Annotated in this window: 8 protein-coding genes; 1 reads left to right on the top strand and 7 read right to left on the bottom strand. The window is 70.3% G+C overall.

The window, feature by feature from the left end; all coding sequences use genetic code 11:
• The first annotated feature begins 145 nt into the window (after window positions 1-145).
• Complete coding sequence (locus ACWD4G_RS23125; RefSeq protein WP_451296266.1) at window positions 146-2,836, top strand: glycosyltransferase family 1 protein; 2,691 nt, start codon at window positions 146-148, stop codon at window positions 2,834-2,836.
• 66 nt (window positions 2,837-2,902) lie between these two features.
• Here the strand turns inward: ACWD4G_RS23125 and ACWD4G_RS23120 are convergent, their stop codons facing one another.
• From ACWD4G_RS23120 to ACWD4G_RS23090, 7 genes are all read right to left on the bottom strand, one after another.
• Window positions 2,903-3,436, bottom strand: a complete 534-nt coding sequence (locus ACWD4G_RS23120) for a DUF1990 family protein (protein WP_451296264.1) — start codon at window positions 3,434-3,436, stop codon at window positions 2,903-2,905.
• Window positions 3,437-3,514: 78 nt separating this feature from the next.
• Entirely contained in the window at window positions 3,515-5,182 is a 1,668-nt protein-coding gene (locus ACWD4G_RS23115; protein WP_451296262.1) for a M4 family metallopeptidase, read from the bottom strand.
• A gap of 268 nt (window positions 5,183-5,450) precedes the next feature.
• Entirely contained in the window at window positions 5,451-7,517 is a 2,067-nt protein-coding gene (locus ACWD4G_RS23110) for a M4 family metallopeptidase (protein ID WP_451296260.1), read from the bottom strand.
• Between the two features lie 352 nt (window positions 7,518-7,869).
• Window positions 7,870-8,883 carry a hypothetical protein gene (locus ACWD4G_RS23105; protein ID WP_451296258.1) on the bottom strand — a complete coding sequence of 338 codons (1,014 nt, stop codon included), beginning with the start codon at window positions 8,881-8,883 and terminating at the stop codon, window positions 7,870-7,872.
• Window positions 8,880-9,290, bottom strand: a complete 411-nt coding sequence (locus ACWD4G_RS23100) for a CU044_2847 family protein (RefSeq protein ID WP_451296256.1) — start codon at window positions 9,288-9,290, stop codon at window positions 8,880-8,882. Before ACWD4G_RS23100 ends, ACWD4G_RS23105 begins: the two co-directional genes overlap by 4 nt.
• A 102-nt stretch (window positions 9,291-9,392) precedes the next feature.
• Window positions 9,393-11,147: an ABC transporter ATP-binding protein gene (locus tag ACWD4G_RS23095; RefSeq protein ID WP_451296642.1), complete on the bottom strand. Its 1,755-nt coding sequence runs from the start codon at window positions 11,145-11,147 to the stop codon at window positions 9,393-9,395.
• A gap of 50 nt (window positions 11,148-11,197) precedes the next feature.
• A complete protein-coding gene (locus ACWD4G_RS23090) occupies window positions 11,198-13,099 on the bottom strand; it encodes an ABC transporter ATP-binding protein (protein ID WP_451296254.1) in 1,902 nt (633 codons plus the stop codon).
• Window positions 13,100-13,363 lie beyond the last annotated feature (264 nt).

The following is a 13,363-nucleotide window of genomic DNA, read 5'->3' as shown; positions in this document are numbered from 1 at the left end:
CCGTACCGACAACCGAACCGCACAGCCGTGGGACGCACCGTAGTTGCCGAGCCGCTTCCGCCGTTACCGTCGTGGGTGACGAGCGGGCGCACAGCGGAGTGCGTCCTTCCGGCCCGTACGTCCTGGCGTGAAGGTGGAATCCTCTGTGAAGGCCATCCGCAGATTCACCGTCCGACCCGTCCTCCCCGAAGCCCTGCGTCCGCTCAGCGAACTGGCGCGCAATCTGCGCTGGTCCTGGCACGCGGAGACCCGTGATCTCTTCCAGTCGGTCGACCCGGAGCGCTGGACCGCCTCCGGCGGCGACCCCGTACGACTCCTCGGCTCCGTCTCCACCGGCCGCCTCGCCGAACTCGCCGAGGACCGCCGCTTCCTGCGCCGCCTCACGGTGGCCGCCGACGAACTGCGCGACTACGTCACCGGCGACCGCTGGTACCAGACGCAGACGCAAGGGCTGGGGCAAGGGGAGGGGCACACCCCGTTGCGAGGGCAGTCCGCCGAACTCCCCTCCGCCATCGCCTACTTCTCCCCCGAGTTCGGCATCACGGCCGCGCTGCCGCAGTACTCCGGCGGCCTCGGCATCCTCGCTGGTGACCATCTGAAGGCGGCCAGCGACCTCGGCGTACCGCTGATCGGCGTCGGTCTGCTCTACCGGCACGGCTACTTCCGCCAGACCCTGTCGAGGGACGGCTGGCAGCAGGAGCACTATCCGGTGCTGGACCCCAACGAGCTGCCCCTGGTCCCGCTGCGGGAGGCGGACGGCTCCCCGGCCCAGGTGAATCTGGCGTTGCCCGGCGGCCGCAGGCTGCACGCCCGCGTCTGGCAGGCGCAGGTGGGCCGGGTGCCGTTGCTGCTGCTGGACTCGGATGTCGAGGAGAACGACCTCGGCGAACGCGGGGTGACCGACCGGCTCTACGGCGGCGGCAGCGAACACCGCCTCCTCCAGGAGATGCTGCTCGGCATAGGCGGAGTCCGCGCGGTACGCATGTACTGCCGCCTCACCGGCCACGCCGCCCCCGAGGTCTTCCACACCAACGAGGGCCACGCCGGCTTCCTCGGCCTGGAGCGCATCGCCGAACTCCGCGACCAGGGCCTCGACTTCGACGCCGCCCTGGAGGCCGCCCGGGCCGGCACGGTCTTCACCACCCACACCCCGGTCCCGGCCGGCATCGACCGCTTCGACCGCGAACTGGTCGCCCGCCACTTCGGCCCCGACGCCGAACTCCCGCGCATCGACGTCGAACGCGTCCTCGGCCTCGGCATGGAGACGTACTCGGGCGGCGACCCGAACGTCTTCAACATGGCCGTGATGGGCCTACGGCTCGCCCAGCGCGCCAACGGTGTCTCCCTGCTGCACGGCAACGTCAGCCGGGAGATGTTCTCGGGCCTGTGGCCGGGCTTCGACGCCGACGAGGTCCCGATCACCTCCGTGACGAACGGGGTGCACGCGCCCACGTGGGTGGCCCCCGAGGTGTTCCGCCTCGGCGCCCGCCAGATCGGCGCCGAGCGCACCGAGGACGCGATGACGGTGGGCGGCTCCGAGCGCTGGGACGCCGTCGGCGACATCCCCGACCAGGACATCTGGGAGCTACGGCGGGTCCTGCGCGAACAGCTGGTGGTGGAGGTACGGGAGCGCCTGTACGCCTCCTGGCGCCAACGCGGCGCGGGGACCGCCGAGTTGGGCTGGATCGAGAACGTACTGGACCCGGACGTCCTGACGATCGGCTTCGCCCGCCGAGTCCCCTCCTACAAACGCCTGACCCTCATGCTGCGCGACCAGGACCGTCTGATGGACCTGCTCCTGCACCCCGAACACCCGATCCAGATCGTGGTCGCGGGCAAGGCCCACCCGGCGGACGACGGCGGCAAACGCCTCATCCAGGAACTGGTCCGCTTCGCCGACGACCCGCGCGTACGCCACCGGATCGTGTTCCTCCCCGACTACGGCATGGCGATGGCGCAGAAGCTGTACCCCGGCTGCGACGTCTGGCTGAACAACCCGCTGCGCCCCCTGGAGGCGTGCGGCACGAGCGGGATGAAGGCGGCCCTCAACGGCTGCCTCAACCTCTCCGTCCTGGACGGCTGGTGGGATGAATGGTTCCGGCCGGACTTCGGCTGGGCGATCCCGACGGCGGACGGCACGGCGACGGACGGTACGACGCTGGACCAGGACCGCCGGGACGATGTGGAGGCGGCGGCCCTGTACGACCTGCTGGAACAGCGGGTGGCGCCCCGCTTCTACGAGCGGGGCCGCAGCGGACTGCCGGACCGCTGGATCGAGATGGTCCGCGAGACCCTCACCCATCTGGGCCCGAAGGTGCTGGCCGGACGGATGGTCCGCGAGTACGTGGAGCGCCTGTACGCCCCGGCCGCGCGCGCCCATCGCGCGTTGCCGCCGGACACGGCGCGGGAGCTGGCCGAGTGGAAGGCCCGCGTCCGGGGCGCCTGGCACCGGGTGACGGTGGACCATGTGGAGACCTCGGCGATCCCGACGAACGTGACGGCGGCGGAACTCGGGGCCTCCCTGGTGCTGCGGGTGCAGGTGGGCCTGGGCGACCTCTCCCCCGACGACGTCGAGGTCCAAGCGGTCTCGGGCCGGGTGAACGGCGACGACCGGATCACGGACGCGACCTACGTCCCCCTGAAATCGGCGGGCGGCCCGAACGAAGGAGGCCGCTGGACCTACGAGGGCCCCCTCACCCTGGACCGCACCGGCCCCTTCGGCTACACGGTCCGAGTCCTTCCGTCCCACCGCCTGCTCGCCTCCTCCGCCGAACTGGGGTTGATGGCGGTGCCTTTGGAGGGGGTGGGCGAGGGGGCGGGGGTGTTGATGCGGTGAGGCCGGGTGCGGGCGACCAGGAGACGCCGAGGGCGGAGGTTCATCGGCGGCGGGTGACGCGCGGTCTCAGTCCTCCGGGTCCCCCGCCAACCTCCGCAGTACCGCCCCGCACCGCTTCGCGTACGCGTGCTGCAAGCCTCGCGTCGCCGGGCCGGCCGCGCGGGCGTACCACTTCGCGCCCCGGCTGAACGCCGTCACCGTCAGCCAGACCGTGCCGTCGCCCGTGCGGTCGACCACGAAGGACTCCTCGCCGCACTCCGGGTGGCCGGGGAGCGTGCCGTAGGCCCAGCCCTTGCGGCGGGGTTCGTCGACCGTCCAGACGACTCGGCAAGGGGCCTTGATGACGCCGGCCAGCGTCACCGTCACGTCCGCGCCGGGGGTCGCCTCCGGCGCGTCCGTCCTGATGCCCACGCCCATCGCCCTGTGCATCTCCCAGGTCATGACCGCCTCCGCCGCCCGCGCGAAGACCGCCTCGCCCTCGCCGATGCGGGTGCGGACATGGAGGGGGTTGAAGCCGGGTGGGGTGCGGCCCTCTCGGGTGGCGCCCACCTCGGTGTAGGTGAAGGGGTTTTCGGGGGACGGGCTGTCGGTTCCGGGCATGGGGGACAGCGTAGGGCGGCACCCGGAGTCGCCTTCTCTCCGGGGGCCGCCCCACTCACCTACACCACCACGTCGGGGTTACGCCGTGACGTTCACCGCCGCCCAGGCCGCGTTCACCGCCGCGTACTCCGTGCTGCTGGAGCCGTAGAGCGAGGACGCCGCGTTCAGGGTCGCCGTGCGGGCGCCCTTGTAGTTGGTCGTCGAGGTCATGTACGTCGACAGGGCCTTGTACCAGATCTGTACGGCCTTGTCCCGGCCTATGCCCGTGAGGGTCGAGCCGTTGGAGGTCGGGGAGTTGTACGAGACGCCGTTGATCGTCTTGCTGCCGCTGCCCTCGCTCAGCAGGAAGAAGAAGTGGTTCGCCGGGCCCGACGAGTAGTGGACGTCCAGGTTGCCCAGCGACGACGACCAGTAGTTCGCCGACGAGCCGTCCTTGCTCGGCTGGTCCATGTAGCGGAGCGGGCTGCCGTCGCCGTTGATGTCGATCTTCTCGCCGATGAGGTAGTCACCGACGTCGGAGGAGTTGGCCGCGTAGAACTCGACCGCCGTGCCGAGGATGTCGGAGGTGGCCTCGTTCAGACCGCCGGACTCGCCGGAGTAGTTCAGGCCAGCCGTGTTCGAGGTCAGGCCGTGGGTCATCTCGTGGCCCGCCACGTCCAGGGAGGTCAGCGGCTTGACGTTGCCCTCGCCGTCGCCGTACGTCATGCAGAAGCAGCTGTCGGACCAGAAGGCGTTGACGTACGCGTTGCCGTAGTGGACGCGGGAGTAGGCGGCGACGCCGTTGTTCTTGATGCCGTTGCGGCCGAGGACGTTCTTGTAGAAGTCCCAGGTGACCTGGGCGCCGTAATGGGCGTCGACCGCGGCGTTCTGGTCGGTGGAGGAGCTGGAGGCGCTGCCGGTGCCCCAGATGTCGTTCGTGTCGGTGAACAGGGTGCCGGCGGAGGAGGATGTCGCGCGGGCCTTGTTGTACGTCTTGTGGTTGCCGCGCGTGGTGTCGTTCAGCTGGTACGTCGAGCCCGAGAGGGTCGTGCCGAGGGTGACCGTGCCGTTGTACTGGCTGTTGCCGGTGCCGGTCTGGATGGCTTCCCACTCGTACAGCTTCTTGCCGGACTCCGCGTCGGTGATGACGTGCATCTCCTGCGGGGTCCCGTCGTGCTGGAAGCCGCCGACGACCGTCTCGTACGCGAGGACGGGTGTGCCGCTCGCGGCCCAGACGACCTTGCGCGGGGCCTTGTCGGCCGCCGTCTTGGTGGAGCCCTCGGCCTTGGCGGCCTTCAGCGCCTGCTTCTCGGCGGCGGCCTTGGTGATGTCCGCGGTGAGGTCGGTGACCTCGATGGCGGCCTTCGTCGCCTTGGTGACGCTCTGGATGTCGCCGGCCTTCGACTCGTGGACGACCAGGTCGCCGCCGAGGACCGGGAGTCCGCCGTAGGTGCGCTCGTAGCGCGTGTGGACCGTGCCGTCGGCGTCCTTGACGACATCGCGGACGACCAGTTCCTCCTGGGCGCCGAGGTTCAGCTCGTCCGCCGTCTCGGTCGTGGTGGCGTCGGCCTGCTTGATCAGCGCGGTGCGCGCGGCCGGCGTCAGCAGGACCTGGGCGCCGCCCGGGTCGGCCTTGTCGGCGACGGGGGCGGTGGGCTGGGCGGTGGCACCGGTCGTGGTCAGACCGGTGGTCAGCAGGGCTCCGGCGGCGACGGCGGTCGCGATGGCCAGAGTGGTGCGCTTGTGACGCGCGTAGAGGGGAGTCACACAAGCTCCTTATGTGGGGGAAGTACTGGTGCTGGTGCGGCGGGTGGAGGAAGAGTGACACCTGGGGCGTGTGCATGTCAGGAGGGGTCGGTGATGTTGGCCGAAAGTCAACGGTCCGGCCATGTTGCGGCCACGTAAAAGCAGGTCACGCGCGGTAAAGGGAAGCCCAAGCGGCCCTCGTCGTCGGGTAAAAAAGGCGCCGCCCCGGAGAGTCGAACCTCCGGGGCGGCGCCCTGACGACGCGTCGGTCCCATGGAATCCGCGGGGCCTACGGGAACGTCAGCTTCCAGCTGTTGATGTACCCGGTGTCCTGCGCCGCGTTGTCCTGGACCCGCAACTGCCAGACCCCGTTGGCGACTTCGGAGGACGCGTTCACGGTGTACGTGGTGTTGAGGTTGTCCGCGCTGCCACCGGTGCCGTACGCCTTCAGCGTGTACGCCGTGCCGTCCGGGGCCACCAACTGCACCTGGAGGTCACCGACATAGGTGTGGACGATGTCCACGGCGACCGCGAGGTTGGAGGGCGCGTTGCCCGTACGGCCCGAGACGGTGATCGACGATGTGACCGCCGAGCCGTTGTCCGGAATCGATACGTCGGTCGTGCTCTCGAACGAGGTGCCGCCGCCCGAGCCACCGCCGGGCCGGGTGCCGACGTTCACGCCCGCCCAGGCGCCCGCGACCGCCGTGTACTCGGCGGACGTCGTCCCGTACAGCTCACCGGCCGCCGCGAGGGTGCCGGTGCGGGCGGCAGCGTAGTTGGTCGTGGACGTGAACTTCGTGGTCAGCGCGCGGAACCAGATCTTCTCCGCCTTGTCGCGGCCGATACCCGTCACCGCGAGGCCGTCCGAGGTGGGCGAGTTGTAGCTGACGCCGTTGATGGTCTTGGCACCGCTGCCCTCGGAGAGCAGATAGAAGAAGTGGTTCGCGGGGCCCGACGAGTAGTGCACGTCGATCGAGCCGATGCCCGAGTACCAGCTGTCCCTGGACGAGCCGTCCTTGCTCGGCTGGTCCATGTAACGCAGCGGGGTGCCGTCTCCGTTGATGTTGATCTCCTCGCCGATGAGGTAGTCACCGACGTCGGAGGAGTTGCCCGCGTAGAACTCGACGGTCGAGCCGAAGATGTCCGAGGTGGCCTCGTTCAGACCGCCGGACTCGCCGGAGTAGTTCAGCCCGGCCGTGTTGGACGTCAGCCCGTGGGTCATCTCGTGCGCGGCCACGTCGATCGACGTCAGCGGGTTGGCGTTGCCCGAGCCGTCGCCGTACGTCATGCAGAAGCAGGAGTCGGACCAGAACGCGTTGACGTAGTTGTTGCCGTAGTGGACCCGCGAGTAGGCGCCGACGCCATCGCCCCGGATGCCATTGCGGCCGTGCACGTTCTTGTAGTAGTCCCAGGTCAGCGCCGCGCCGTAGTGGGCGTCGGCGGCGGCCGACTCCAGGTTCGACGGCGAGCCGTTGCCCCACACGTCGTCCGAGCCGGAGAAGAGCGTGCCGGTGCCGGAGGTGCCCCGGTTCAGGTTGTACGTACGGTGGTTGCCGCGCGCGCCGTCGGTCAGGTTGTACGTCGAACCCGACTGTGTGGTGGTCAGGTCGACCGTGCCCGAGTACACCGTGTTGCCGGTGCCGGTCTCGATGGCCTCCCACTCGTACAACTGGGCGCCGGAGGTGGCGTCGGTGATGACGTGCAGCTCCTGCGGGGTGCCGTCGTGCTGGAAGCCGCCGACGACCGTCTCGTACGCGAGGACCGGCTTGCCGCTCGCCGCCCAGACCACCTTGCGCGGGGCGCGGTTGATGTCGGGGCTCTTGGCGTCCTCCGCCTTCGCCGCGCCGAGCGCCTGCCGCTCGGCCTTGCCGGCGGAGACGGCCGGGGTGAGGGACTTGACCTCGATCTTCGCCTTGGTGGCCTTGACGACGCCCTCGGTCTCGCCCGCCTTGGTCGTCTCCACGACGAGGTCACCGCCGAGGACCGGGAGACCGTCGTACGTCCGCTCGTACCGGGTGTGCACGGTGCCGTCGGCGTCCTTGACGACATCGCGGACGACCAGCTTCTCCTTGGCGCCGAGGCTCAGCTCGTCGGCGGTCTCCGCCTTCGTGGCGTTGGCCTCGCGTATCAGCTCGGCGCGCTGGGCGGGGGTGAGTTTCACCGAGACCGAGCCCGAGTCGGCCTTGTCCGCGGCCGACGGTGCCTTCTCCGGGGCGGCGGTGGCGGCGCCCGTCTGGACGGCCGCGGCCAACAGGGCGGTCACGGCGACGAGCGCGCCGGCGGCGGCGCGTCGCGGGGTGGTGCGGGGGGTGTTGCCGGTGTGGGAGGTGCGTCTGTGGGACTGGCGTCTCAACACTGACTCCTTCTGCACGGCCGCGCGCCACTGGCACGGCCAGGGGAGACCGGGCGGGTGGACGCCGCCCGGGCAGAACGGGGTGTACGGGGCGCGTGCGGGTCGTGCGGTTGTGCGGGAAGCACGCGGTGTGTACGGGTGTCGCGACCACATGAGTGGGGGGTGCCGCGCGGCACGGCAAACGGCGCTTGTGAGGTTGCTGTGACGCGGTTGTGGGCAGAGTGGCAGGAGTGTGGCGGTCCTGTCAGGAGCGCGTCAAAAAGTTGGCCGGAAATCGTTCGTTGGCCGGGTGGTCATGTTCGCTATGCGGACCGTTGGCTCGGGGGCCGGGGAACTCAAGGGGAACGCAGGGGACTCACGTGTGCTTCGGCGCCTCGATCGGTAGGGCCTCGGTCGGTGCGGGCCCAGGGGGCTCGGGCGCCGGCTCGGGCGGCTTGGGCGGGGTGAGGACGACCGAGGGTTTGCCGGGGCTGGAGATGATCTCGTAGCCGTCCGTGGAACGAACCGTCACCAACAGGCTCTTGAGAGTGGCGAACGCCTCCACCTCCGCCTGGATCGCGTCCATGTTGTCCGTGGAGATCGTCTCCGCCTCGTACACGGCCTGGAACGACTCCGGGAGGCGATGGGGGTCGTAGCTGTAGGCCGTCGCGCGGTCGGCGGGGAGGGAGAGAGCCGTAAGCAGTTCGTCGAGGATCAGCCGGTCCGTCTCGGGTCTCTCACTCGACGCGCTCGCTCTGCCCTTGCTGATGTGCTGGAGCGGTGCGGCGGAGTCGACGCGCTCGGCGATGGTGCGCAGCACGCTCTCCTGGCGGCGGGCCAGGACCAGGACCTCTTCGAGGATCTCGCCGGCGTCACGCGTCGGAGTCGCCGAGTCGGCCGGAGCGGCCACACTGCGCGCCTCGTCGAACTTGGCCTCCAGGTTCGGCCAGAAGGCGTTGAACGTCGCGGCCAGCTGCGCGTCCGTCGGATGCGACAGACCGGCGTGGTCCCGCAGGGACTGCACCATGGCGAGGACCTTGGCCTTGTCGCTACTGGGCACGGCCTGGAACTGCGCGATCGGGCCGGTGAGATCGCTGGGCGGCAGATCCAGCAGACAGGGGATCACCCGGGATTGCCCCACCGTCTTCGACAGGGCTCCCGCCTCGAAGTTGATCCAGGGCTTGAGACTGTTCTCGCGGGTGACACAGATGATCCCCGAGGAGGTCTGCTCCAGCTCCTGGGCGATCACCGGCAGCGGCCGATCGCCCACGGAGATGTCCTGGGAGGAGACGAAGGGCTGAGCGACCTGGATGACGAGCGGGAGCCACTCCTTGAGCGACTCCGCCATCAGTTGTGCCTGGGGGCCCGACCAGCTGATGAAGACTCTCACCAGACGTCGTCCGATTCCGGGCCGCGCAGCCGAGGCGGTTCCTCCGCGTCGGCGTAGTCGTCCAGCCGGGCCGCCCGTTCCACCGTGACCGGCTCGGTCCGGCTCCAGCTGAGCGTCACTTCGAAGTGCCCGTCGGCGATGCCCTGCGACAGCACCGCCTCGCCGGTCGCGGCCAACTTGACGCCGAAGCGCAGTTGCACCTCGTCAGGCCGCGCCGGGGAGTCCCTCACCTCCCGGACGAACGTCTCCGCCACACGCATCACCGGTCGGAACGTCTCCGACAGATGGCCGAGCCCTCGCTCCCGGGAGACCGGGCGGAACCCGCCCTGGGGCGGCTGGACCTCCACCTGGACGCGTTCGCCCGCCGCCTCGATGAACGAGACGTACGGTTCCCCCTTGCCCACCACACCCAAATCGCCCAGCCCCTCCCGTTCCCGACCGCCATGACCTTGGGCCAGAGTGCCACGTCAGGACCGGCGGGGGGAGGCGAATCGTACGGTTTTCCGCAGTCAGCGCGCCCCCTCCCCGTGCCACCTCCGCCACAGCGCCGCGTACGCGCCCTTCGCCGCCACCAACTCCTCGTGGGTGCCCAGTTCCGTGACGCGGCCGTTCTCCATCACGGCCACGCGGTCGGCATCGTGGGCGGTGTGGAGGCGGTGGGCGATGGCGATGACGGTGCGGCCCCGGAGGACTGCGGCGAGAGCGCGTTCGGTGTGACGGGCGGTCGTGGGGTCGAGGAGGGCGGTCGCCTCGTCGAGGATCAGGGTGTGCGGGTCGGCCAGGACCACACGGGCCAGGGCGAGTTGCTGGGCCTGGGGGCCGTCCGTACGGCGACCGCCCTCGGAGAGCGGGGTGTCGAGGCCCTCAGGAAGGTCACGGACCCACTGGTCCGCGCCCACGGCCGTCAGCGCCGCCCACAACTCCCCGTCCGTGGCGGCCGGTTCGGCGATCAGGAGGTTGTCGCGGACCGTGCCCAGGAAGACATGGTGCTCCTGGGTGACCAACACGACTTGGCGGCGCAGACGTTCGGGGTCGAGGCCGGTGATCGGGACGCCGCCCACCGTCACCGTGCCGGCGGTCGGCGCGTCGATCCCGGCCAGGAGCCGGCTGAGCGTGGTCTTGCCGGCACCCGACGGCCCGACCACGGCCAGCCGCTCACCGGGCCGGACGGTCAGGTCGACACCGCGGAGGACTTCGCCGCCGTGATCGTAGGCATAGCGCACGCCGGCCACCTCGATCCGGTCGTCCGCAGGTACCGGGTACTCGCGCGAGACGGCCCGTGGAGCCCCGGCCAGGCCCTCTACCCGGGCGTACGAGGCACTGCCGCTCTGCAGTTGCTCGACGCGCATCAAGATCTCGTCGAGCGGTCCTCTGAGCTGTTGCAGATACAGTGACGCCGCCACGACCGCGCCCAGGCTCATCGATCCACGCTCGTGCAGTACCCCACCGGCCAGCAGGACCGTGACGACGGGCACGAGATGCGAGAAGTCGATACCGGGGAAGAACACCGTGCGCAGGAACAGCGTGTACATGCGTCGTCGCCGGGACACCTCAAGCGCGTCCCGGTTCGCGGCGATCCTCCGCTGTTCCAGACGCAACGCCTCGATGGTGCGGGCGCCGGACGCGGTCGTGGCGACGATCTCGGCGACCTCGGAATTCGCCTGCCCCTCGGCGAGATAGCCGGCGCGCGCCCGGCGCATGTACCAGCGCACCACGAACCAGATGCCGCTCAGTCCGAACAGCGCCAAGGCACCGAGCAACGGGTCCAGCACGAACACGGCGCTGAGAAGGAACACCGCCTGCACGCCATTGATGAGGATCTCCGGGGCGACATCACGCAGTGTCTTACCGACCGTCGCCACATCGGCGGTTCCGCGTGCCGTCAGATCACCGGACCCGGCCCGCTCCACGACCGACGCGGGCAGCGCCAGTGTCCGGTCCACGAATTCCTCGCGCACCCGCGCCAGGGTCCGTTCCCCGAACCGGTGCCCCAGATACCGGGCCCAGCGTGCCAGCAGCAGTTGGGCTCCCGCACCGAGCAGAATCGCCAGGGCCAGCCGGTCGACCGTGCCGACACCACCTCCGCCGCGCACCTCATCGATGATCCGGCCCAGCAGCCACGGCCCTGCCAACCCCGCCCCGGCGGCGGCCGAGTTCAGGACCAGCACGGCGAGAAAGGCCCGTCCATCGGTCCGCACCAGTTGTACGGCAGCCCGCCTCACCTCGGCCGGTTCGGCGACGGGCAGCCGGCCGGGAACGGCCACGGCGGCAGGCGTCCTGGAAGAACTGGCGGATTTCCTCAGGGAATCCGTGGTCACCGTACGGCCTCCTCGGGCGGCGGAGTCATGCTCGTGCGCGGTGCCGGACGGTCGAGGGTGTCCTCGGTCGCCGTGCGGTGGAGGCCTGGTGTGTCCTGGGCCGTCGTATGGCGGATGCCTGGTGTGTCTTGGGCCGTCGTATGGCGGATGCCTGGTGTGTCTTCGGCCGGGGTCGTACGGCGGAGACCTGGTGTGTCTCCGTCCTCTCCCGAATCCCGTGCCACGAGCGCTCTGTACCCCGGCTCCTCCGCCAGCAGTTCGCGGTGTCTGCCCGTGGCGACGACCTTGCCGTCGACCAGATAGTGGACGGTGTCCGCGTGATCCAGCATGAGCGGGGACGTGCTGGTGACGACCGTCGTACGGCCCTCGCGAGCTGCCCGTAGCCGCCTCGCCACCTGCGCCTCGGTGTGGGCGTCGAGTGCCGAGGTCGGTTCAACGGCCAGGAGGATCTCGGGGTCGCTCAACAGTGCCCGCACCAGCCGTACGCGCTGGCGCTGCCCGCCGGAGAGGTTGCGCCCCTGGGCCTCGATGGCCGAGTCGAGCCCGTCCGGCAGGCCCTGGACGATGTCCTCCGCGACGGCCGCGTGCAGAGCCCGTGTGATGGTGACGTCATCGCGGTCGTGTCGTCCACCGACGAGTGCGCGGATCGGCCCGGCGAACAGGTCCGCCTCGTGGTCCGCGACGAGGATGCGCTCGCGGATCTGCGCCAACGGGATCTCGTCGAGCGGTGTCCCGCCCCAGGTGACCGCTGTGGGGGCGTACCGGCCGAGGCGGTCCACCAGGGCCGTGGCCTCGGCCGGCCGGGCGGTGGCCAGCGCCGTCAGCCGTCCCGGCAGCACCCGCGCGCCCGAGACGGGGTCGTGCAGTGCCGAGGGTGCCGCGGGGGCGTTCCGGATTCCGTGGTCCGGTAGGGGTTCCAGGAGCAGGAACCGGATGACGCGCCTCGCCGCCACCACGCCGCTGCTGACCTGATAGCCCCACTCGACGAAGTACCCCGTCGGCCGCACCAGCACGGTGACGTACCCGTACACCGACACCAACTCGCCCACGGTGAGGGCGCCTTGGACGGCGAGTCGAGCCGCGAGCCAGGTCACCACGGCGAGGAACAGCGTCGGCAGGCCCACACCGAGCGCCTGCACCCAGCTCGCCGTCGCCGCGAACCGGTAGCCCTGGGCCCGCAGTTGCCGGGAGTCATGCCGGAACGCGTCCCGGACGGGCCCCTTGCCGCCCAGCCCGTTGAGCACGCGCAGTCCACCCGCGAGATCCGCGATCCGCGCGGTCAGCACGCTCTGGCGTTCCCGGTAATCCGTTTCGATGCTCTGCAACCGCCGCAGCAGCGGCCCCACGATCACGGCGATCAGTGGAATGCCGAGCAGTACGACCGCCGCGATCGGCAGGGACAGCGGCACCAGCAGACCGGCGACCACCCCGTACGCGGCAATCGCGCCCACTCCGGGGCCGATGACCGTCAAGGAGGTGGCGATCGTGGTCACGTCGCTGACACCGATGGTCACGACCTCCCCGGAGCCGACACGGCGTGGCAGCGCGGCGCCGAGCCGCACCGCGTGAGCGACCACGACCTCGACCGTGCGGAAGTTGGCGTCCATCCGCAACCGGATCATCGTGCGATGCCGCAGGATGTTGAGCCATGAACTCAAGGCCCCCACCACGAACAGCGCTGCCGTCCACTTCAGCAGCGCCCGGTGGTCACCGGGCAGCAGCCCCTCGTCGATCGCCTGGGACAGCAGATACGGGCTCGTCGCCAGGAACACCATCCATACGCAGGAGATGAGGGCCGCGGCCACGGACCGGTCGGCCTGCTGTCTGACCAACCACCACAGGTAGCGGGTGCCGCCTCGACAGTCGGGTGTTCCCGGGTCCTTGTGCGCGTTGACCATCGGCCACCGTCTCCTTCCGTATGTGTTCTTCCGCCCCCGCCGCCCCTACCCGTCCCGTCCCCAGGGGCGGCTGCCCCTTCGACCCCGCCCGGCCCAGGGGCTGCGCCCCTGGACCCGTCAATTGGCTCGGGGGTGGGGGTTGTGGGGCGACTGCGGGTCGTGTGTGGTTGCTCGCGCAGTTCCCCGCGCCCCTGAAAAGCAGGGGCTGCGCCCCTTGCTTTTCGGCCCGCAGGGGCCGTGTCTTTCAGGGGCGCGGGGAACTGC

It is taken from the genome of Streptomyces sp. NPDC002643 (assembly GCF_053592555.1).
Note: the sequence above shows the minus strand (reverse complement) of the source record. Positions and strands in the feature narration are given on the sequence as shown.

Coding starts and splice junctions, on each gene's coding strand:
- ACWD4G_RS23120 (WP_451296264.1), bottom strand. CDS start 3,436: ATGCCCGGAACCGACAGCCCGTCCCCCGAAAACCCCTTCACCTACACC.
- ACWD4G_RS23090 (WP_451296254.1), bottom strand. CDS start 13,099: ATGGTCAACGCGCACAAGGACCCGGGAACACCCGACTGTCGAGGCGGC.